The following is a 21,325-nucleotide window of genomic DNA, read 5'->3' as shown; positions in this document are numbered from 1 at the left end:
GGGACAAAAGAGGGGTCCGGCACTAGAGGAGCCAACGACATGAAACGAATACTTCTTTCTGTCCTAGGTATCCTGGCACTGGCAGTTGCCACGCTCACGCCGGCATTCGCCCAGTCCAAGGGTACCGTCTACTACATGGTGCCGACCTTGCTCGATGAGTTCCAGACCGGCTCGGTGAGCGCGCTGGAACTGTTCCTGAAGCAGCTCGGCTACGAGATGAAGACGCTGAACGCCGACAACAAGACCGACGCCCAGCAATCGCAGATGAACGACGTCATCGCGCTGAAACCGAAGGCGATCATCCTGGCCGCCGTCGACTTCAACGCGCTGAAGCCGTCGATCGAGGCCGCGCGCGCGGCCGGCATACCTGTCGTGGAATTCGATCGCCAGATCACCTCCACTCCGTCCGACTTCACCTCGGTAGCCGGCACTGTCGAGATCGGTCACGTCGCCGCCGAACAGGCCGAAGCGCTGCTGAAGGCCAAGAACGGCGCTGTGAAGGGCAAGATCCTGCAGGTGCTCGGCGACCCCGGCGATCCCTACACGCTGGACATCCAGAAAGGCTTTGAAGAGAAGATGAAGGCGTTCCCGGACGTCAAGATCATCTCGCTGCCGGCCATGCAATGGGAGGCCAGCAACGCCGGCACCATCGTCGCCGACCAGATGCTTGCCAACCCCGACATCGACCTGATCTTCAGCCACGCCGCGCATCTTTCGGTCGCCGCCGTCGCCTCGCTCGAGGCCGCCGGCAAGAAGCCGGGCGACGTCATGCTGATGAGTTCGAACGGCGCGCCGGTCGGCCTCGACCTGATCCGCAAGGGCTGGCTCAACGTCGAAGTCGAACAGCCGCTCTACGCGCAGGCCGCGGCCGTCGCCATGTTCATGGACAAGGTCGTCAACAAGCAGGAAATCAAGCCCGGCGACTATGACGTGCTTGGGCTGAAATCAGTGGTGACCAAGGAGGCCTGGGGCCCCAACATCAAGATCCCGGGTGCCGCGATCACCAAGGAGAACGTCGACAATCCAGCCTTCTGGGGCAACCAGAAGCCGCCGACGGACACCGTTAAGCCCGTCGAATAAACCTTCCCCAGAACGGCTCCGGGCCACCCGCCCGGAGCCGCCCTGCCCGGCAGAATTGCCCGGCATAGAGCCGCCGCGGCATTCGAACCCAAACCGGATCAGCCCATGAGCCCCCGCACCCGTCAAATCCTCGAGTTCGTCCTCGATAATCTCGTCTGGTTCATGCTGGTCTTCGTGCTGGTGGTGTTCTCCCTTTTCATTCCCAACTATTTCCAGCTCGGTATTTTCGCCAACATCATCGAAGCCTCCAGCGTGCTAGGCGTGATGTCGATCGGCCTGGCGCTGGTCATCATCGCCGGGCACATGGACCTGTCGGTCGAATCGGTGGCCGCGCTCAGCGCCATGGTGGTCGGCATCCTGTTCTGCTCTTCGGGCATCGGCTTCGGCGTACAGTTGCATCCGGACTGGCTGATGGTGCCGGTCTCGCTGCTGCTGGCGCTTGCCGTCGGCGGCGTCATCGGCGCTTTCAACGGATTCCTGGTCGTCAAGGTCAAGATGAGCGCCTTCATCATCACGCTGGCCTCCTACATCTGGGTGCGCGGCCTGGTGCTGGTCATTTCGGGCGGCCGCTCGGCGCAGGATCTGGCGCCTGCCATCCGCTGGTTCGGCATCCAGCGGCTGATCGGTCTGCCGCTCACCGCCTGGATCGCGATCGCCTGCTTCGTCGTCTTCTCGCTGATTATGGCCAAGACGCCTTTCGGCAGGCATCTGGTGATGATCGGCGGCAACGAGACGGCGACCTTCCGCGCCGGCATCCGCGTCAACCGCAACCTGATCATCGCGTTCGTACTTGCCGGCGCCATAGCCGGCCTTGCCGGCTGGCTGCTCGCCATCCGCACATCGGGCGCCACCGCCAATCTCGGCGTCGGCCTGCTGTTCAACGCCTTTGCCGCCGTCGTCATCGGCGGCGTCAGCCTGAAAGGCGGCGTCGGCACCTTACCCGGCGTCTATGCCGGCGTGCTGCTTTTGTCGGCAATCAACACGGCGATCAATCTGATGGGCCTGCCCGCCAACTTCACCCAGGTCATTCACGGCTTGCTGGTGCTGGCGGCGGTCCTGCTCGACGCCTGCAAGCAAACCATTCGCCAGAGGCTCGCATGACCGTAGGGCCAGAGACCGGAAGACTGTCGGGCAAGGTGGCGCTGATCGTCGGCGCCGCGCGCGGCATCGGCAAGGGCATCGCCCAACGTTTCGCCGAAGAAGGTGCCAGGCTTGTACTTGCCGACACCGAGATCGAGGTGGGGCGAGCGACCGCCAGTGAACTTGACGCCGCCTTCATCGGTACGGACATCTCGCTTTTGGCCGATGTCGAGGCCGCCGTCGCGCTGGCGCTCGCGCACCATGGCCGCCTCGACATCATCGTCCAGAACGCCGGCATTTATCCCTGGCAATTGCTGGAGAACACCAGCCCGGACGACTGGGATCGCGTCATGGCGGTCAATCTGCGCGGCAGTTTCAATGCCGCTCGCGCCGCACTGGTGCCGATGAAGGCGCAGCGCCGCGGGCGCATGCTGTTCACCTCCTCGATCACCGGACCGCACGTCACCAGTCCCGGCCACGGCCACTATTCCGCGACCAAGGCAGGCATAAACGGGCTGATCCGTTCGGCGGCGCTCGAATTCGCCGGCTACGGCATAACCGTCAACGGCGTCGAACCCGGCAACATTCTCACCGAGGGAATGGAGCTTCACCGGGGTGCTGCCTTCATCAAGAACATGGAAGACGCCATTCCGCTCGGCCGGCTGGGCAGTCCGCGCGATGTCGCCAATGCCTTCCTGTTCCTGGCTTCCGACGATGCCAGCTACATCACCGGCACCACGATTGTCGTCGATGGCGGGCAATTGCTGCCAGAGGGGAGCGACTTCAGGCTGGCGCCGCCGTGAACAACGCGTGAGGGAAACAAGAAAGCCGGCGCACATCATCACTGATGCCAAGCGCAGCCGCAGCGTTCCCGCTGGCGGTGATCGGCGGGGATTTGGCCCACCGGAACCTCATGGCGATACACCCGTTCTTCCATGTGTGATTCAGGAGATAGCCACAATGGATTGGAACCGCGTCGAAGGAAATTGGAAGCAGGTCAAGGGTAAAGTCAAGGAGCAGTGGGGCAAGCTCACTGATGATGATCTCGACCGCATCGCCGGCAAACGCGATCAGCTTGAGGGCATTATCCAGGAACGCTACGGCATCGAGAAGGATCGCGTACGCCGAGACGTCGACGACTGGTATAGTCGGCAGGGCTGGTAGATAGCAGAGCTGCCAGGGGAGGCGTCTTTGCCGAGAGCCGTTATGCCAGCGGTCGGCGGGCTCTCTCCGCCTTCCCGGTCATCGGCATAATGGCGCTCCGGCGCGCAAAAAGGCACAACGTCTACACCTGCAAGATCTGCGGCCAGAAAGCCGATATGCGCTACCTACGCCGGTGGATGAGCAGCTGGATCATAGGCCCTTGAGATCGGCTGGAACTCGCCCATCGCGCAGATGTTCCGTTATCGCGGAATATCGAACCATAAGGTTTTCCGTCATTATACTTCCTGGCGGACCCAACCCGCCTGGCCGGCGTCCTGCAAGTCGGGTTTACCCCACCCGCCCCCAAAAAAGGGCGCCGGCCACCTCCGCTCGGCACGGCGCGCGCCTTGCGTGGATGGTGTGGCAGAATCAGGAGAATAACGAGTGGTCTGGTGCCATTCGGCAAGCCTTTGGCCCCGGGAACTGCGGTTTCCGCAGATGCCCGCAAACCGTATTCACTTGGCGATCCCACCCTCGCTACAGAACTTCTGGGCACGACAGGCTTTGTTTCGATCGATTTCATCGACGTGCGGGAACCGGTCTTCTATGTGCCAGACGTCGATAGAGCGTTTGATGCGATCATCGACCTTTAACTTGTAAAGGACGCGCTCGCGCGAACCGATGAGGCGGCCGACAAGGCATTGCTGCGCCTGCGCGATCTACTGGAGGCGCATATGACCAGCGAGGGCGTACTCTTCGACTCGCGCGCGTGGATCATCACAGCTCATACGGCGACAAGGTGATTGGCTCTTGCGGCCTTGATCGTCCGGAAACGCTTTCACTGTGTGGATGTTTTTAACAAGCAGGCCGCGGAGCCACGTCCCAGATCCGCAAGGTCTGGGTTATCCCCGGCAAGAAGACATTTTGACATTCGACGTCGACATTTCTCCCAAGCCAAGGGTTTGTTTCCCCTAGGAGAAATGGCGCGAGTGACGGGGCTCGAACCCGCGACCTCCGGCGTGACAGGCCGGCACTCTAACCAACTGAGCTACACCCGCGCATTGACGAGCACGTGTCAGCCGCGTTCGTCGTTGGGCGCTGGATAAGGGGTTCGCCACCGGGTGTCAAGCGCACGAAACCATCATAACATCAAACTGGAGAAGGTTTTTTGACAGCCGGCGTGTTGTTCGCAAATACGGCCCGCAACGACGGCGTCCCACGCTCATTTGGCCTTGCGAAGCTGGCCCCGACCGCTTAAAGGTCCGGCCCGGAGCGGGCGATTAGCTCAGTTGGTAGAGCGCTTCGTTTACACCGAAGATGTCGGCGGTTCGAGCCCGTCATCGCCCACCATTCAGGCGCCTTTCATTCAAACGCCTCAGCCCCTTGCCAGCAGCGCCTCGACCTCGTGCAAGTCCGGCATGGACGGCGCGGTGCCTGGCTTCGTCACCGAAATGCCCGCAACGGCGCAAGCAAAGCGCACGGCTTGCAGGGGCTCCATCCCACGCGACAGCGCGACGGCCAGGCCGCCATTGAAGGCATCGCCGGCTCCCGTGGTCTCGACCACCGGGCCGGCGCTGACGGCGGCGACATGTTCGGACCGATCCCTCGTGTGCAGCAATGCGCCTTTCTCTCCCAACGTGACGATGACGGCGCCGGCGCCCTTTTCGAGCAGCTTGCCGGCGGCTGCGCGGGCGTCATCGACCGAGGCGACCTTCGTGCCGGTCAACTCCTCCGTCTCGGTCTCGTTGGGCGTGAGGTAGTCGCAGAGCGAATAGATGCGGTCGGGGAGCCTGGCCGCCGGAGCCGGGTTGAGGATGGTCGTCACCCCTGCCCCGCGCGCGATCTCCAACGCCCGCAGCGCCGCCTCGATGGGCTGTTCGAGTTGCGTCACGAAGACGCCGGCACCACGAATCAGGGCGGCATTGGCCTCGATGTCGTCGGGCGAGATCAGCATCGCCGCGCCGGGGCTGACGATGATGGCGTTATTGCCGGTGCCCTCCTCGACGAAAATATAGGCAGCGCCCGTATAGCTGTCGGGCGTGTCGATCACGGCATTCTTCACGCCGGCGTCCTTCCAGGTGCGCTTGGCCATGTCGGCGAAGGCATCGACGCCGAGGCGCGTGAGGAAGGTTGCTTCGGCGCCGAGCTTACCGGCCGCAACCGCCTGGTTCGAACCCTTGCCGCCGGGACCGAGGGTGAAGGACGTTCCAAGGATCGTCTCGCCCATGCGCGGCTGCCGCGCGGCGCGATAGGCCGTGTCGGCGACGAAGACTCCGAGGATGACGATCGGCTTGCCGGCCAGCATGCCGCTACTCCGCATCCGGCGGGACCACGCCCTTGCGGAAGGCAAAACAGCCGTAGAACCGGCGCTCGCCGGTCTGGATGACGCAGTAAGCCTGCTTGGCGCGCTCGTAGAAAGCGTAGCGCTCGACCGGCAGCATCGGCCATGGCTTGCCCTCGGCGGCGTCGATCTCCTTTTGCACTTCCTGCTGAACGGGCGGGATCTCGTCCGGCTTGCCGACGATCTCCATGCGCGCGGCTGAATCGTCGACGAACGTATCCAGCGGGTAGAGCGACAGCACCGCCTTCACGACTTGCGCCGCCGGCGCGTCGATGCGCAGCAGCCGCCCGAGCGCCGTCTGGCGCGCCACCGAATCGGAGGGGAAGTTGGTGTCGGCGATAATCAGGTCGTCGCCGTGTCCCATCGCCCGCAATGCCTGGAGCACGTCGGCATTGAGGAGCGGATTGATCCCTTTGAGCATGATATTCCTCGTGAAATGAGTTTGAGATCAGAGACGCTTGCCGGTCTCGGCATCGAACAGATGGATGTGGTCGAGCCGCGGCCTGAGCTTGAGCGTATCGCCGGGCTTGAAGTCGTGGCGTTCGCGGAACAGCGCCACCATCTCGCCGTCCCCGAAACGCAGGAAGACCAGGGTTTCCGAGCCAGTCGGCTCGACCACCGAAATCTTGGCAGGCACGCCATCGGCATGAATCTCGAGATGCTCCGGCCGCACGCCATAGACGACGGCGCGCCCTTCCTCCGCAGCGCTGCCGGGCGCGACCGGGAACAGAGCGCCGGCGATGTCGACACCGCCCTTGCGCGCGACGCCCTTGAGCAGGTTCATCGACGGAGAGCCAATGAAGCCGGCGACAAACAAGTTGGCAGGCCGGTCGAACAGTTCCAGCGGTGCGCCGACCTGTTCAATGCGGCCGTCGCGCATCACCACGATCTTGTCGGCCATGGTCATGGCTTCGATCTGGTCATGCGTGACATAGATGGTGGTGGTCTTCAGCCGCTGGTGCAGTTCCTTGATCTCGGTGCGCATCTGCACACGCAGCTTGGCGTCGAGATTTGAGAGCGGCTCGTCAAACAGGAACACCTGCGGGTTGCGCACGATGGCGCGGCCCATGGCGACGCGCTGGCGCTGGCCGCCGGAAAGCTGCCGGGGATAGCGTTTCAGATAAGGGTTGAGGTCGAGGATGTCGGCGGCGCGCTTGACCCGCTCGGCAACCACGGCCGGATCGGTTTTGCGCAGCTTGAGCGCAAAGGCCATGTTCTGCTCGACTGTCTTGTGCGGATAGAGCGCATAGTTCTGGAACACCATGGCGATGTCGCGCTTGGCCGGCGGCAAGTGGTTGACCACACGGTCGCCGATGGCGATCGTGCCGCCGGAGACGGTCTCCAGCCCCGCCACCATTCTCAGCAGCGTGGACTTGCCGCAACCCGAAGGACCGACCAGCACCACGAATTGGCCGTCAGATATATCGACGCTGACTTCGTGCAGAACCTTGACGGTTCCAAACGCCTTGGCCACTTTGCTGATCGCGACTTGAGCCATATCTCCCCCATCGGCTCCATTGCCGTATGCGCAGAAGCTAACCAACGCGACCTGCCAGGGCAAGCCGGTCTCTTCCCGACAAAAACCCGGTCTCGTTGACACGGCGTTTGGTTGCGAGAATAGTGACGGGCGCTGGTCCGAATACCGGTTGCCCGAACCAAAAAAACGGAACTTCAATCGAGCAGGTGGGGTCCTGCATCGTTCGTTTCCGAACCGGGAGAATCGTTTGGCGCTCCAGCGCCTGAGAAATTTGGCCGCATTCACAACAGATATTCTGGGAGGAACATCGATGAAAACAGGTCTCTACGAAACGCTGGTCCGCGCGGGGGCAACCCGACGCGACATATTGAAGGGCGCGGCCTCGATGGCCGCGATCGCTGCCGCATCCGGCGCCGGGCTCGGCGCCCTCACGCGCCCGGCCTCCGCCGCCAGTGAGCTGCGCTCGAAAATCCTGCAGATCCCCGGCGTGGGCAAGGGTCAGCCGACCGACGCCGACTTCCAGAAGGTCGGCGAGCTCTGTCTCGAGGCGACCAAGGCCAATGTCAAGGAAGGCGAATTCGCCGGCGTCGAGCTTACCTTCATGGGTCTCAACAACCAGAACCTGCACAATGTGCTATTCCGCGGCTTCCTGAAGCCCTGGGAAACCTATACCGGCGCCAAGATCAACTGGATCGATCTGGCGCAGGCCGACTACAATGCCCGCCTGCAGCAGTCGATCGCCACCGGCACGGTCGACTTCGACATCATCGAGATGGGCGCGCCGTTCGAGGGCGACGTCTGCGGCAAGGGCCTCACGTCCGAGATGCCCGACTGGGTCAAGACCCAGATCGATTTCGACGACCTCGTCAATTATCTGAAGCCGCCTGTCGGCACCTGGAACGGCAAGCAGTACCGCGTGACCGTCGACGGCGACGCGCATAATTTCAATTACCGCACCGATGTGTTTTCCGATGCCGACCTCGCCAAGGCCTGGAAGGACGGCGGCGGCGGCGGTGAATGGGGCGTGCCGAAGACCTGGCAGCAGGTCCAGGCGGTCACCAAGTTCCTCAAGGGCAAGCAGGTCAAGGGTCAGGACGTCTACGGCTATCTCGACGCGCCGAAACCCTGGGGCGGATTCGGCTTCTATTTCCTCGGCAGCCGCGCCACCGCCTACGCCAAGCACCCCGACGACAAGGCCTGGCTGTTCGACGCCGACACGATGAAGCCGCGCATCAACAATCCGGCCTGGGTGCGCGCCATACAGGACGTGATCGACGCGCTGCCTTCGGAGCCTGCCGACCAAATCAACGCCGATCCAAACACCACCGCCTTCCAGCAGTTCCTGGCCGGCACCGGCTCGATGGTCACCTGGTGGGGCGATGTCGGCTCGAACGTCAAGACCAACGACTCCTCCGTCGTGGGCGACGTCACCGGCTTCTCGATCCTGCCCGGCTCCGACGATGTCTACAACTCCAAGACCGGGCAGTGGGACAAACTCGCCAGCGGACCGAACTATGCGCCGAACTGCGCCTATCTCGGCTGGGGCGTATACGTCATGGCCCGCGTCGATAGCGACGAGAAGAAGAAGAAGGCGGCATGGTCCGCTGCCGCCCATCTCGGCGGCAAGGACCTGTCGATCTGGACGGCGATGTACCCATCCGGCTTCCAGCCCTACCGCAACTCACATTTCGACATTCCGGAGTGGGTGGCGGCGGGCTATGACGAAGCCTTCATCACCTCCTATCTCAAGTCGGAATCGGACAGCTACAACCACCCGAATGCGGCGATCGAGCCACGCATCCCCGGCATCTTCCAGTACTATTCAGCCGCCGAGGACATTCTGGCCAACACCTTCGCCGGCAAGATGAAGGCGCAGGAGGGCGCAGACGCCATTGCCGCGGCCTGGGAGAAGCTGACCGACCAGATCGGCCGCGACAACCAGATCAAGCTCTACAAGGCCTCGCTCGGCCTGTAGGCAGGCGTTATGATGGATCACGGCCCGGCGGAACGTCGCCGGGCCGTATCTTGGCCGGCTTCGGCCGGTCATTTGCGCAAAAGAGGCAAGAGGCGTGGCTGACCAGACTTCGACCACGAATGCGTGGCCGGCAAATTCCGTACCGACCGATCTGATCCCGCCCGGCCGCAAACGGCTTGGTTGGGCCCTGATGGCCGTCGCGACGCTCGGCCTTCTGGCAACGATCCTGGTGCAAGTCCTCTACAAGAGCGAGGTCGACACGATCGGCTTCGAGACATGGCGGCCCGTGGTCTACGCCTATGTGCTGTGGGGCGTGGCGCTCGGCGTCGGCCAGGTGCTGACGCGCGGCGAAGACGGCCAGCGGGCGCTGTTCCTGCTGCCGGCGCTGCTGTTCACCATCGCCATGGTGATCTTCCCGACCCTGTTCGGCTTCTACATCGCGCTGACCGACTGGAACCTGAGTTCATTCTCGGGCCGCAAGTTCAACGGGCTCGACAATTTCTGGCAGATGCTCGGCGATCCCTATTATCGCAACGCGCTGTTCAACATGGTGCTCTATGTGCTGGCGGTGCTGGTCGAATATGTCATCGCCTTCGGCCTGGCGCTGCTGCTCAACGCGCAGATCCGGGCGCGCAAATTCTTCCGCGTCGTCTTCCTGATGCCGCTGATGCTGTCACCGGTCGCGGTCTCGTGGATGATCGGCAAATCGCTGATGGAGTACCGGTTCGGGCCGGCGGCGACACTGGCCCGCCACCTCGGCTGGGACAACCCCGCCTTCTTCTCCAACCCGATCACCGCCCGTATCTCGATCATGATGCTCGACGCCTGGACCTTCATCCCCTTCATGATGATCATGCTGCTTGCCGGCTTGCAGGCGATGTCGCGCGAGGTGCTGGAGGCCGCGCGCGTCGACGGCGCCACGGCCTGGCAAACCTTCTGGCAGGTCACCTTCCCGCTGATGCTGCCGGTGTCGGTGACCGCCGTCGTGTTGCGCATCATCTTCAAGCTGAAACTGGCAGACATCATCATCACGGTCACCTCGGGTGGACCGGGCGGCGCCACCGATTCCGTGTCGAGCTTTATTTATCGCGAGTACCGGGACCGTTCCAATGTCGGCTACGGCACGATGCTGGCGATGGCCTATCTCGTCATCATCGTGGTGTTCGTGACCTGGCTGCTGAAGGTCGCCAACCGCTTCGTGCGCAATGTGAACTAGTGCGGCAGGGATCATGAGCGTTCAGACCACCGACTATACCGTCTCCGAAATCCGCTCGCCGGCGAGCTTCATCACCAGCCGCGTCTTCATCTATGGCGCGCTTGTGTTCTGGGCCTTCATCTGCCTCTTTCCGATCTACTGGACGATCACGACCTCGTTCAAGTCGGCGGTAGACGTGACCCAGGGGCATCTGATCCCCTTCGTCGACTTCCAGCCGGACTGGAAGGGCTGGCGATCGCTTGGCCTGTCGCCGGATTCGATCTTCCAGACGTCGACCGTCCGCGACGAATTCTTCAAGCGCTTCATGAATTCGGTAATCACTTCGGTCGGCGCGTCGAGCCTCGCCATCGTCATCGGCAGCCTCGCCGCCTACGGCCTTACACGCTATCGGTATCACTTCGCCTGGTTCAAGAACGAGGACATTTCCTTCTTCTTCCTGTCGCAGCTCATCCTGCCGCCAGTTGTGCTCGCACTGCCGTTCCTGGTGCTTTACCGCGAAGTCGGGCTGCTCGACACGCGCATCGGGCTGATCCTGCTCTACACGCTGATGGTGCTGCCGATCGTCATCTGGATCATGCGCGACCAGTTCAATTCCATTCCGGTCGAGCTCGAGGAAGCGGCCCTCGTCGACGGGTTGTCGATCTGGGGCGCGTTCTTTCGCATTGTCATGCCGATTGCCCTGCCCGGCATGGTCGCGGCTTTCATCCTGGCGATGGTGCTGTGCTGGAACGAGTATTTCTTCGCCGCCCTTTTGACATCGACCGACGCCAAGACAATTCCGGTCATGGTGGCGAGCCAGACCGGTTCGCAAGGCATCAACTGGTGGTCGATGGCAGCGCTTGCCACGGCGGCAATCGCGCCCTTGGCCGTCATCGGCATCGCCCTGGAGCGCTACCTGATCATGGGCATGACCGCGGGAGCGGTGAAATAGTCGGCGCCGTCCCTTCCTTCTCCACAAGGGGAGAAGGAAGAATCGCGCTAGGCTTTCAGGATCGTGCGCAGGTGATCCATGATCATGGCAACGCCCTCTGCTCCGAGCGCAGCCGAGGCATCCGGAGCACTGGCCGTATACCAGCTCGTGTTGTCGGCGAAATGGCCGGCATCGACAGCCTCAGGGCATAGCGCCAGCATCAGCGAAGTCTCGCCGATCCCGGCATGGTCGAACGGGTACTTGCCGTTCATCTCGGCCGGCATCAGCGGATGCACCTGCACCCAGTTGAAAAAATTGCTGCCCTCGGCATGCTCGGCATAGTAGGCGGCCATCGCCTCGGAGCCCCACCAGCCTTCACCTCGTTCCTTCTCAAGGAAACGGAAGATCGCCTGACGTCCGGCGGCCTTGAAGGCGAGATCGGTCGGCATGCCGGCGGCGAAATTCTCGGTCTGATGGTGGATGATGGCGTGGACGTTGCGAAAACCGATGCGCAGAAGGCTATAGAACAGTTCCTCCGCGAAAGGCGCCAGTTGATTGCCGCCAACCTGCACCGAGCCTGTGCCCTCCGGCGGCGCCACGGCGTAGCTCGCTGCGCCGTAGTAGAAGGGCGGCAGGATGACGATCTCCCGCTCCTTCTCAAACAGCTCCAGCGTCTTGACGACCGCCAGCGTGTCCATGCCCACCGCCATGTGCTCGCCATGGTATTCGAGCACGCCGAGCGGCAGCGCGACCGGCCAGTTCTGGGCGATCGCCTTGCGGATCTGGTGCGGCAGCATCAGCTCATAGCGCATCGCACTACTCCATATTGGTGTGACGGGCCCGCATCGCTTCCGGCGAGGCCGCGGTCAACCCCCTGAGCTTCATCACCATGACCTCGAACAGCAGGAACAGCGCGCCTTCGAACACCGATCCCATCGGCAGGACCGATGTCTTTTGCGGACCCTGGTCGTCAGCCATGGTTTGCGCCGGCACGAGCAGCGTGAAGTCGGCCAAGCGCGCTGCACTGCCGCCCGGCTGGGCGGTCAGAAGCAGAACCGTCGCGCCGGCCTGGCGCGCCACCTGCATCAGGGTCAGCACGGTCGCGGTTTCTCCAGGCCCGGAACTGACCAGGAAGACATCGCCCTGCCCCACGGGCGGCGTGGTCATGTCGCCGACCACCGACACCGGCAGGCCCAGATGATGGAGCCGCATGGCGAAGCCCTTGACCTGCAAGGCCTCGCGGCCGCAGCCATAGACGACGATCTGCCGTGCTCCTGCGAGCATCTCGCAGGCGGCATCGATCCGGCCGTCGTCGACGCGCGCCAGCACAGTGCCGAGCTCGTCCAGAGCGGTCCTGAACATCTGCGAGCCCGCATCGCTCACGACGGTGCCGTCCAACGATCCGAGGTCGAAGAAGAGTGGAAATTCCCGGTCACGTCTCTCCCCGAACAGCTTGTTTTTATTCATGCTATCACCGCCAAAATCCGTGTCCAACGCCCCTGCGCGCTTTTGCTGTGCCACGAGCGTGATAGTGTCATTTCAGACAAATCAATGAGGCAAACGGCAGGATATGAAGACACGGCATTTCGACCGCATCGGCAATGGCGGCATCAGCTTCACCGAACTCGGCTTCGGCACGGCGCCGCTCGGCAACCTCTACCGCGCCGTCTCCGACGAGGACGCCAATGCGACGCTGGAGGCTGCATGGGCGACCGGCTGCCGCTATTACGACACCGCGCCGCTCTATGGGCTTGGCCTGTCGGAGACGCGGCTCAACCCCTTCCTGCGCGGCAAGAAACGCGACGACTACGTGCTGTCGAGCAAGGTCGGCCGCATCATGCGCGCCTGTCCGCCGCAAGAGCGCACCGGCATCGGCAAGTTCTTCGACACGCCGTCGCGCAAGGAGGTCTACGACTACAGCTATGACGGCGTGATGCGCTCCTTCGAAGCGTCCCTGGAACGGCTCGGCGTCGACCGCATCGACATTCTGTTCGTGCACGACGTCGACATCTTCACCCATGGCAGCAAGGAAGCGTCCGACCAGCGCATAGAGGAGTTTATGCGCTCCGGCTATTACGGACTGCTTGCCTTGCGCGACCAGGGCGTCATCAAGGCCTTCGGCGGCGGCATCAACGAATGGCAGGTTGCCCAGACATTGGCCGAGCGCGGTGATTTCGATCTGTTCCTGCTTGCCGGCCGCTATACGCTGCTCGAGCAGGAGGCGCTGACATCCTTCCTGCCACTCTGCCAGAAGCGCGGCATCGGCATCGTTTTGGGCGGCCCCTACAATTCCGGGATCCTGGCCACGGGGCCGAAGCCGGGTGCCTTCTACAACTACACCGAAGCGCCGCGGGACGTGCTCGACCGGGTGGCGCGCATCGAGGCGGTCTGCCGGCGGCATGACGTGCGCCTGATCGAGGCAGCGTTGCAGTTTCCGTTGCTGCATCCGTCCGTCGTGTCGGTGATCCCCGGTGGCCAGCGGCCAAGCGAGGTCGAAAGCAATCGGTCACTGCTCGATGCGAGACTGCCGGCGGCACTCTGGGCCGACCTGAAGAAGGACGGCCTGATGCGGGCGGACGCGCCGACCGGGTAGCTCGCAATCACGAACCTATCGACCAGTAGGAGCGCAAAAGAAAAGCCGGGGCTTGCCCGGCTTTTCTGATATTTTGAAATTTAAAAAAGGCGCTTAATTGACGGCGTCCTTGAGACCCTTGCCGGCCGAGAACTTCGGCACGGTGCGCGCCGGGATCTTTACTTCGGCGCCGGTCTGAGGGTTGCGGCCGGTCGAGGCTGCGCGCTTTGACACGGTGAAATTGCCAAAGCCGACAAGCCGGACATCGCCGCCCTTCTTCAGTTCGCCGGTGATGACGGAGAATACCGCATCGACAGCCGACTGCGCGTCACCCTTCGAAATGCTCGCGGCGTCGGCAACAGCGGACACCAGTTCGTTCTTGTTCATAAAAATTCCCTTCCATGAGAACACCGGAACTCACGACTCATCCGGCAGGAAACGGACTTTAGAAAGAAGCGCTCGCGCAACCAAGTCGAAAAGCCGGGAAAGAATGGAAAAAAGCCCGGAATTCCGGGGATTTTCACATGAAAAAGCCGGGCGCGAGGCCCGGCTTTCTGTTTGTGCGCTGCAACTTTAGCAAGAACTAATGCGCAAGCGACTTTCCGGCGTCGTCCGCAGTGTCCGTCGCGGCAGGAGGATTGACCGGTTCGACCCATTCGATTGGCTCCGGCATACGCACCAACGCGTGGCGCAACGCCTCGCCGACCCGCGAGACCGGGATGATTTCCATACCGTTCTTCACGTTGTCAGGAATATCCGCCAGATCCTTGGCGTTGTCTTCCGGGATCAGCACTTTCTTGATGCCGCCGCGCAGTGCGGCAAGCAACTTCTCCTTCAGACCGCCGATCGGCAGCACCCTGCCGCGCAGCGTGATCTCGCCGGTCATGGCGACATCGGCCCTGACCGGAATGCCGGTCAGCACGGAGACGATCGCGGTCGCCATCGCCACACCGGCCGACGGCCCATCCTTGGGCGTGGCACCCTCCGGCACGTGGACGTGGATGTCGCGCTTGTCGAACAGCGGCGGCTCGATGCCGAAATCGAGAGCGCGCGAGCGGACATAGGAGGCCGCCGCCGAAATCGATTCCTTCATCACGTCGCGCAGATTGCCGGTCACCGTCATGCGGCCCTTGCCGGGCATCATGACGCCTTCGACCGTCAGCAGCTCGCCGCCGACTTCCGTCCAGGCAAGTCCGGTGATGACGCCGACCTGGTCGTCTGCCTCGACCTGACCGAAGCGGAAGCGCGGAACACCGAGATAATCGGCGAGATTGTCCGCCGTGATGTTCACAGTCTTCTTCTTCGTCTTCAGGATCTCGGTCACCGCCTTGCGCCCGAGCTTCATCAGCTCGCGCTCCAGGCTCCTGACGCCCGCTTCACGGGTGTAGGTCTGGATGATGGCGCGGATCGCGTCCTCACTGACGGAGAACTCCTTCGGCTGCAGCGCGTGATCGCGCACCACCTTCGGCAGCAAATGCCGCTTGGCGATCTCGATCTTCTCGTCCTCGGTGTAGCCGGCGATACGGATGATTTCCATGCGGTCCATCAAGGGCGCAGGGATGTTCAGCGTGTTCGCCGTCGTCACGAACATCACACTCGACAGGTCGTACTCGACCTCCAGGTAGTGATCCATGAACGTCGAGTTCTGCTCGGGATCGAGCACCTCGAGTAGCGCCGACGACGGATCGCCGCGGAAATCCTGGCCCATCTTGTCGATCTCGTCGAGCAGGAAGAGCGGATTGGATTTCTTCGCCTTCTTCATCGACTGGATGACCTTGCCGGGCATCGAGCCGATATAGGTGCGCCGGTGGCCACGGATCTCGGCCTCGTCACGCACGCCGCCCAGCGCCATGCGGATGAACTCGCGGCCGGTCGCCTTGGCGATCGACTTGCCGAGCGAGGTCTTGCCGACGCCGGGAGGGCCGACGAGGCACAGGATGGGCCCCTTGAGCTTCTTCTGGCGGCTTTGCACGGCGAGATACTCGACGATGCGGTCCTTGACCTTGTCGAGACCGAAATGGTCGGTGTCGAGCACGTTCTGCGCGAACGCCAGGTCCTGCTTGACCTTGGAGTTCTTGCCCCACGGGATCGACAGGATCCAGTCCAGATAATTGCGCACCACGGTGGATTCCGCCGACATAGGCGACATCGTCCTCAGCTTCTTCAATTCGGCTTCCGCCTTTTCGCGGGCCTCCTTGGAGAGCTTGGTCTTCTTGATGCGGGCCTCGATCTCGGCGGCCTCGTCGCGGCCGTCCTCGCCTTCGCCGAGCTCCTTCTGGATCGCCTTCATCTGCTCGTTGAGGTAGTATTCGCGCTGCGTCTTCTCCATCTGGCGCTTGACGCGCGAGCGGATGCGCTTCTCCACCTGCAGGACGGATATCTCGGCTTCCATGAAGCCCATCGCCTTTTCCAGCCGCTCCTTGACCGAGAGCGTGGCCAGCATCTCCTGCTTTTCGGGGATCTTGATGGCGAGGTGCGAAGCGACCGTGTCGGCGAGCTTGGAATAGTCGTCGATCTGGCTGGCGGCACCAACCACCTCGGGCGAGATCTTCTTGTTGAGCTTGACGTAGTTCTCGAAGTCGGTGACGACCGAACGAGCCAGCGCCTCGACCTCAACCTCTTCCTCTTCCGGCTCGACCAGCGCGGTGGCGCGGGCCTCATGGAAGTCGGGACGGTCGGTGAACGCGGTGATTTTCGCGCGCGAGGCGCCTTCGACCAGCACCTTGACGGTGCCGTCGGGCAGCTTCAGCAATTGCAGCACGTTGGCGAGCGTGCCGATATCAAAGATGGCATCGGGCTCCGGATCGTCATCGGCGGCATTCATCTGGGTGGCGAGCAGGATCTGCTTTTCCTGACCCATCACCTCTTCCAGCGCCTTGATCGACTTTTCACGCCCGACAAAGAGCGGAACGATCATGTGCGGGAACACCACGATGTCGCGCAGTGGGAGGACTGCGAAGACGCCGTCGCTGGGAGCCTTGGTTATTTTGGCCATTGTCCAACCTTTCATGTCGCGGCCGCCAATCGGCCAACCGCGAATCTTATATTAACGACCGGGGATCGTTCCGCCTACCACCGTTGTGACGGGAGTTTTACAGCACAGAAATCGGGCACCTCGGCCTTCTCGTGTTAGGTGGATGCAGGAGGGCCAAAGATCAAGAGTTAACATCGCCGGCTTTCCATTCCCTCGCGAAGGTCGCATGCCTCTCATGGCAAAACGGCGCCCCGAGGGCGCCGTTCCACAAAAATATGGGTTCAAGTGGCATGTCAGGCGCTGACATTGCCCTTCTTTTCCTTCTGTTCGGAATAGATGTAGAGCGGCCGGGCACTGCCGGTCACCACTTCTTCCGAAATCACCACTTCGCGCACGCCTTCGAGCGCCGGCAGTTCGAACATGGTGTCGAGCAGGATCGCTTCCATGATGGAGCGCAGGCCACGCGCGCCGGTCTTGCGCTCGATGGCGCGCTTGGCGATTGCAGACAATGCGTTCTCGTGGAAGGTCAGGTCGACATTCTCCATCTCGAACAGCCGCTGGTATTGCTTGACCAGTGCGTTCTTCGGTTCGGTCAGGATCTGGATCAGCGCCGGCTCGTCGAGGTCTTCCAGCGTCGCCAGGACCGGCAGACGGCCGACAAACTCGGGGATGAGGCCGAACTTCAAGAGATCTTCCGGCTCCACAAGGCGGAAGACATCGCCGGTGCGGCGATCCTCGGGCGATGCCACGGTGGCGCCGAACCCGATCGAGGTCTTGCGGCCACGATCCGATATGATCTTGTCCAGCCCGGCGAAGGCGCCGCCGCAGATGAACAGGATGTTGGCGGTGTCGACCTGCAGGAACTCCTGTTGTGGATGTTTCCTGCCGCCCTGTGGCGGTACCGAGGCGACAGTGCCTTCCATGATCTTCAACAGCGCCTGCTGCACGCCCTCGCCCGACACGTCGCGGGTGATGGAGGGGTTATCGGACTTGCGCGAGATCTTGTCGATCTCGTCGATGTAAACGATGCCGCGCTGGGCGCGTTCGACATTGTAGTCGGCCGACTGCAACAGCTTCAGGATGATGTTCTCGACGTCCTCGCCGACATAGCCGGCCTCGGTCAGCGTCGTGGCATCGGCCATGGTGAAGGGCACGTCGATGATGCGGGCGAGCGTCTGCGCCAGCAGCGTCTTGCCGCAACCGGTTGGGCCGATCAACAGGATGTTGGACTTGGCCAGTTCGACATCGTTGTTCTTGCCGGCATGGGCGAGGCGCTTATAGTGATTGTGGACGGCCACCGAGAGCACGCGCTTGGCGTAGGGCTGGCCGATAACGTAGTCGTCGAGAACCTTGAGGATCTCCTGCGGGGTCGGCACACCCTCGCGCGACTTCACCATCGAGGTCTTGTTCTCCTCGCGGATGATGTCCATGCACAGCTCGACGCATTCGTCGCAGATGAAGACCGTCGGGCCGGCGATCAGCTTGCGCACCTCATGCTGGCTTTTGCCGCAAAACGAGCAATAAAGCGTGTTCTTGGAATCGCCGCTGTTGTTGCCGACTTTGCTCATTTTCATGTCCTTTCATGGCCGCCCGCCGATGGTCTGGCTGAAAGGGCGCATACTCTATTTATCGCGGGAATCCGCCGCCGCCAGTATCCCGGCTCCCGCAACGTATTCCGTACGAAACACAAATCAGAAAACGTGGCAATGATTCGCAGCAACCCCACACAAAGCTAAGCCGTCGAAAATCAACATAGCCTTAACGTAGGCAATCCCGATCGTCGAGGGAACAGCCAATTGTGGCCGAAATGCCGCAAGACGCGCCAAAAGCGCGTGATGCCGCCATCCAACTGCCAATATGCCGTTATGCCAGCGCCCCTTCGGCCGCTTCGCGCGACGAAATGACCTTGTCGATCAGGCCGAAGTCCTTGGCCTCGTCCGCGGTCATGAAATGGTCACGGTCGAGCGTCTTTTCAATCTCGTCGTAGCTCTTGCCGGTGTGCTTGACGTACACCTCGTTGAGGCGGCGCTTCAGTTTAATGATGTCCTGGGCATGACGCTCGATGTCGGACGCCTGGCCCTGGAAGCCGCCGGACGGCTGGTGAACCATGATGCGGGCGTTCGGCGTGGCGAAGCGCATGTCCTTGTGGCCGGCGGTCAGGAGCAGCGAGCCCATGGAGGCCGCCTGGCCGATGCACAGCGTCGACACGGCCGGCTTGATGAATTGCATGGTGTCGTAGATGGCCATGCCCGAGGTGACGACGCCACCGGGCGAATTGATGTAGAGGTTGATTTCCTTCTTCGGATTCTCGGCTTCCAGGAACAGAAGCTGCGCGCAGACCAGCGTCGCCATGCCGTCCTCGACCGGACCGGTGATGAAAATGATGCGCTCTTTGAGGAGGCGCGAGAAAATGTCGTAGGCCCGCTCGCCGCGATTGGTCTGTTCGACCACCATCGGAACGAGGTTCATGTAGGTTTCGACGGGGTTCTTCATTCGTTATCTCTTGTCTCGCGGTGGGATTCCGGCGCCGGACATGCTGGCAACTCGGGCAGAATCGGTTCTGGATCGTTATTGTGTAAATAGGATGCCGGCTCATCCTTGTGCAAGGCCGACCCCTCCTAGCCATCTGGGTAAGTCGAATCAAGCTTTCCAGGCGAGATTCGCAACGGCGGGCGCTTCCGCCGGCTCGCGACGGCACCTGCGGCCTGACAGGTAGCAGTTTCTTAACCGCGTCACTTAACGAATGCGCCGAACCCGCTTTTCTCGCGGACCGCTTCCCCTACAATTCAACGTTGAACTTGTGTCCGCGGTTCAACAGGGGGAACGTTATGTCCAGGAAAACCGCATGCTTCGCCATGGCCGGGCTGACCATGCTCGGCTCGATTTCGCAGACGGCGGCCGGCGGCCGCGCCGTCGAATGCTATGAGCCGGTCCAAACGCCTGATGTCTATGACACCGTGTACGAGGACGTGATGATCAGTCCGCCCAGCCAGCAGGTCGATTATGAAGCGCCGATCTACGGCACGCGCGAGCGCGTGGTGATGACGGTTCCGGCACAGGTGACCTATGAGGTGGTGCCCGCAATCACCCGCACCGTCTACCACACAGTCAAGGTCGACGATGGCGGCTATTCCTGGGAATGGCGCGTCATCCACGGCCGCAAGGTGCTGTGCAAGGTCCGGCACGGGGCGCGCTATGAACGCGTCGCCGAAACGGTGGTGATCCGGCCGGAGCGCACGAGGCGCACCGTCATCCCGGCGCAATATGACAGGATCGCCGAGGAGGTGCTGGTGCGACCGGAGCAAAGGCGCGTCGTCGACATTCCCGCCGCCTACCAGACCGTCGCGCGGCGCGTGCTGGTGCGCGAAGGCTCATCCGGCTGGCGGCGCGTGCATATTCCCAGGCATTGCCAGGACTGAATTCAGGCGATTTCGGCTCGCAACCAACGTTTCAGGCCGGCAATATCGCCATCATCGACAGCCGCGGCCACGCGCCGGCCGACCGCCGCGCCGAATTTATAGCCATGGCCCGAGCAGGCCGAGACGATCAGGCATTTGCCCGTCTCATGCGCCAGGAATTTCTCATCGTCCGTGAATGTATAGGCGCAGGTGACCACTTCGGTCACCTCATACTCCTCGATGCGGGCGATCGGCGGCGAAAACAGGTTGCGAATCGCCTCGCCCTCGCCCGGCACCGGCTGCCGGTTCCAGTCGGCGTCGCTGGTCGGCACCCTGTGCAGGCCTGAACCGAATTTCATGCCGGAACCTCGGGTCAGCGGGATCATGTAACCGTCGGTCTTGCCACCTACATCGAGGACTACGGGCGCAACTTCCCAGACGGCCTTGAGGTCCGCCGGCGGTTCGACATAGGCGAGCGCGGTTCGGTACGTCCTCAGTTCGCCGCCGAGTTCGGGGAACAGTTTCAGCACCCAGGCGCCCGCAGCGACGACGATGCGGTCGGCCTGCATCGTCTCGCCGGACGCGAGCACGATATGCCCTGCCTCGGAGTCGACCGCCGTCACCTTGCTGTTCTCGTAGACGTTGGCGCCGTTGGCGCGCAGCCACTTGGCCAGGCCGGACGCGATCTTGCGGCAATGCAGCGCGCCGCCTTCCGGCGAAAAATAGGCGTAGCGGAACGAGCCCGGCTCCAGGAAAGGCCAGCGTTCGACCGCGGCATCAGGTTCCAGCAGGTCGAACGGATAGTTTCCCTCCTCCAGCCCTTCCCGGTATTCCTCGGCTTCGTCGCCCGGCTCGCGCGAGACGCAGAGGAAGCCCCTGGAATCGAGATGGTTCTCGCCGAGGTCGGCCCACATCTCGTCCCAGGCTTCATAGGCCTCGCCGATCAGCCGGCCGTAGCCGGTCCCGGCCCGGTAGGCACGGCGAATGATGCGGTGATGGTCGCCGGATGCCGCCAACGGATTGGGGATCGGCCCCAGCTCGACGATGGAAACGCTATGGCCGGCCTTGACCAGCGACCATGCGGTGGAGAGACCGGCGATGCCCGCGCCGACAACGATCACATTCATCAAATCAGACTTTCCGCAGCCGTTGCGGCTGG

At 62.4% G+C, this 21,325-nt stretch carries 19 protein-coding genes, 2 tRNA genes and 1 pseudogene; 11 read left to right on the top strand and 11 right to left on the bottom strand.

Features of this window, described 5'->3' with window-relative positions; genetic code table 11:
* Positions 1 to 39 precede the first annotated feature (39 nt).
* The 5 genes and pseudogenes from FJ986_RS02510 to FJ986_RS02490 all read left to right on the top strand — a co-directional run.
* Positions 40 to 1,080, top strand: a complete 1,041-nt coding sequence (locus FJ986_RS02510) for a sugar ABC transporter substrate-binding protein (RefSeq protein WP_140673330.1) — start codon at positions 40 to 42, stop codon at positions 1,078 to 1,080.
* Positions 1,081 to 1,185: 105 nt separating this feature from the next.
* Positions 1,186 to 2,181 (top strand): ABC transporter permease, encoded by a 996-nt coding sequence (locus tag FJ986_RS02505; RefSeq protein WP_140673328.1) that lies wholly within the window; start codon positions 1,186 to 1,188, stop codon positions 2,179 to 2,181.
* Positions 2,178 to 2,963, top strand: coding sequence for an SDR family oxidoreductase (locus FJ986_RS02500; protein WP_140631593.1), 786 nt, complete (start codon positions 2,178 to 2,180; stop codon positions 2,961 to 2,963). Before FJ986_RS02505 ends, FJ986_RS02500 begins: the two co-directional genes overlap by 4 nt.
* 157 nt (positions 2,964 to 3,120) lie before the next feature.
* Complete coding sequence (locus FJ986_RS02495) at positions 3,121 to 3,324, top strand: CsbD family protein (protein WP_140493912.1); 204 nt, start codon at positions 3,121 to 3,123, stop codon at positions 3,322 to 3,324.
* Between the two features lie 376 nt (positions 3,325 to 3,700).
* Positions 3,701 to 4,106, top strand: a pseudogene (locus FJ986_RS02490) (methyltransferase); the annotation flags it as partial.
* A gap of 178 nt (positions 4,107 to 4,284) precedes the next feature.
* Here FJ986_RS02490 and FJ986_RS02485 read toward each other — a convergent pair.
* Positions 4,285 to 4,361, bottom strand: a tRNA-Asp gene (locus FJ986_RS02485).
* A 216-nt stretch (positions 4,362 to 4,577) separates the two neighbouring features.
* Here FJ986_RS02485 and FJ986_RS02480 point away from each other — a divergent pair.
* A tRNA-Val gene (locus FJ986_RS02480) sits at positions 4,578 to 4,653 on the top strand.
* A 25-nt stretch (positions 4,654 to 4,678) separates the two neighbouring features.
* On the opposite strand, the gene rbsK is transcribed toward FJ986_RS02480, so the two are convergent.
* Genes rbsK through ugpC form a run of 3 tightly spaced genes read right to left on the bottom strand, consistent with a single transcriptional unit; the run spans position 4,679 to position 7,142 of the window.
* Positions 4,679 to 5,608 carry a ribokinase gene (rbsK, locus tag FJ986_RS02475; RefSeq protein WP_140560598.1) on the bottom strand — a complete coding sequence of 310 codons (930 nt, stop codon included), beginning with the start codon at positions 5,606 to 5,608 and terminating at the stop codon, positions 4,679 to 4,681.
* Positions 5,609 to 5,612: 4 nt separating this feature from the next.
* Positions 5,613 to 6,065 carry an RbsD/FucU family protein gene (locus FJ986_RS02470; RefSeq protein ID WP_140515764.1) on the bottom strand — a complete coding sequence of 151 codons (453 nt, stop codon included), beginning with the start codon at positions 6,063 to 6,065 and terminating at the stop codon, positions 5,613 to 5,615.
* Between the two features lie 27 nt (positions 6,066 to 6,092).
* Positions 6,093 to 7,142, bottom strand: coding sequence for a sn-glycerol-3-phosphate ABC transporter ATP-binding protein UgpC (ugpC, locus tag FJ986_RS02465; RefSeq protein ID WP_140515762.1), 1,050 nt, complete (start codon positions 7,140 to 7,142; stop codon positions 6,093 to 6,095).
* A 289-nt stretch (positions 7,143 to 7,431) separates the two neighbouring features.
* Between ugpC and FJ986_RS02460 the strand changes: the two genes are divergently transcribed.
* The 3 genes from FJ986_RS02460 (at position 7,432) to FJ986_RS02450 (ending at position 11,243) form a co-directional block, all read left to right on the top strand.
* Positions 7,432 to 9,096: a sugar ABC transporter substrate-binding protein gene (locus FJ986_RS02460; protein WP_140493924.1), complete on the top strand. Its 1,665-nt coding sequence runs from the start codon at positions 7,432 to 7,434 to the stop codon at positions 9,094 to 9,096.
* Positions 9,097 to 9,190: 94 nt separating this feature from the next.
* Entirely contained in the window at positions 9,191 to 10,312 is a 1,122-nt protein-coding gene (locus tag FJ986_RS02455) for a sugar ABC transporter permease (protein WP_140515760.1), read from the top strand.
* Positions 10,313 to 10,325: 13 nt separating this feature from the next.
* On the top strand, positions 10,326 to 11,243 hold the full coding sequence (locus tag FJ986_RS02450) for a carbohydrate ABC transporter permease (protein ID WP_140515758.1): 918 nt from the start codon (positions 10,326 to 10,328) through the stop codon (positions 11,241 to 11,243).
* Positions 11,244 to 11,290: 47 nt separating this feature from the next.
* Here the strand turns inward: FJ986_RS02450 and FJ986_RS02445 are convergent, their stop codons facing one another.
* Positions 11,291 to 12,034 carry a creatininase family protein gene (locus FJ986_RS02445; protein WP_140670013.1) on the bottom strand — a complete coding sequence of 248 codons (744 nt, stop codon included), beginning with the start codon at positions 12,032 to 12,034 and terminating at the stop codon, positions 11,291 to 11,293.
* A gap of 4 nt (positions 12,035 to 12,038) precedes the next feature.
* Positions 12,039 to 12,584, bottom strand: a complete 546-nt coding sequence (locus FJ986_RS02440; protein WP_140670152.1) for an SIS domain-containing protein — start codon at positions 12,582 to 12,584, stop codon at positions 12,039 to 12,041.
* A 208-nt stretch (positions 12,585 to 12,792) separates the two neighbouring features.
* Between FJ986_RS02440 and FJ986_RS02435 the strand changes: the two genes are divergently transcribed.
* Positions 12,793 to 13,815, top strand: a complete 1,023-nt coding sequence (locus FJ986_RS02435) for an aldo/keto reductase (RefSeq protein WP_140515754.1) — start codon at positions 12,793 to 12,795, stop codon at positions 13,813 to 13,815.
* Between the two features lie 93 nt (positions 13,816 to 13,908).
* Here FJ986_RS02435 and FJ986_RS02430 read toward each other — a convergent pair whose 3' ends face one another.
* From FJ986_RS02430 to clpP, 4 genes are all read right to left on the bottom strand, one after another.
* Positions 13,909 to 14,181 (bottom strand): HU family DNA-binding protein, encoded by a 273-nt coding sequence (locus FJ986_RS02430; RefSeq protein WP_006201846.1) that lies wholly within the window; start codon positions 14,179 to 14,181, stop codon positions 13,909 to 13,911.
* Between the two features lie 196 nt (positions 14,182 to 14,377).
* The gene (lon, locus tag FJ986_RS02425) at positions 14,378 to 16,789 is read right to left on the bottom strand and encodes an endopeptidase La (RefSeq protein ID WP_140493937.1); all 2,412 of its coding nucleotides are present in this window, start codon (positions 16,787 to 16,789) and stop codon (positions 14,378 to 14,380) included.
* A 272-nt stretch (positions 16,790 to 17,061) separates the two neighbouring features.
* Positions 17,062 to 18,336, bottom strand: coding sequence for an ATP-dependent Clp protease ATP-binding subunit ClpX (gene clpX / locus FJ986_RS02420; protein WP_140493939.1), 1,275 nt, complete (start codon positions 18,334 to 18,336; stop codon positions 17,062 to 17,064).
* Positions 18,337 to 18,631: 295 nt separating this feature from the next.
* Positions 18,632 to 19,261 (bottom strand): ATP-dependent Clp endopeptidase proteolytic subunit ClpP, encoded by a 630-nt coding sequence (gene clpP, locus FJ986_RS02415; protein ID WP_027028064.1) that lies wholly within the window; start codon positions 19,259 to 19,261, stop codon positions 18,632 to 18,634.
* A 335-nt stretch (positions 19,262 to 19,596) separates the two neighbouring features.
* Between clpP and FJ986_RS02410 the strand changes: the two genes are divergently transcribed.
* A complete protein-coding gene (locus FJ986_RS02410; protein WP_140670015.1) occupies positions 19,597 to 20,187 on the top strand; it encodes a hypothetical protein in 591 nt (196 codons plus the stop codon).
* Positions 20,188 to 20,189: 2 nt separating this feature from the next.
* Here FJ986_RS02410 and FJ986_RS02405 read toward each other — a convergent pair whose 3' ends face one another.
* Entirely contained in the window at positions 20,190 to 21,293 is a 1,104-nt protein-coding gene (locus tag FJ986_RS02405) for an FAD-dependent oxidoreductase (protein ID WP_140650008.1), read from the bottom strand.
* Positions 21,294 to 21,325: the final 32 nt, after the last annotated feature.

Origin of the sequence: Mesorhizobium sp. B1-1-1 (genome assembly GCF_006442955.1) — a bacterium.
GTDB lineage: Bacteria > Pseudomonadota > Alphaproteobacteria > Rhizobiales > Rhizobiaceae > Mesorhizobium.
Note: the sequence above shows the minus strand (reverse complement) of the source record. Positions and strands in the feature narration are given on the sequence as shown.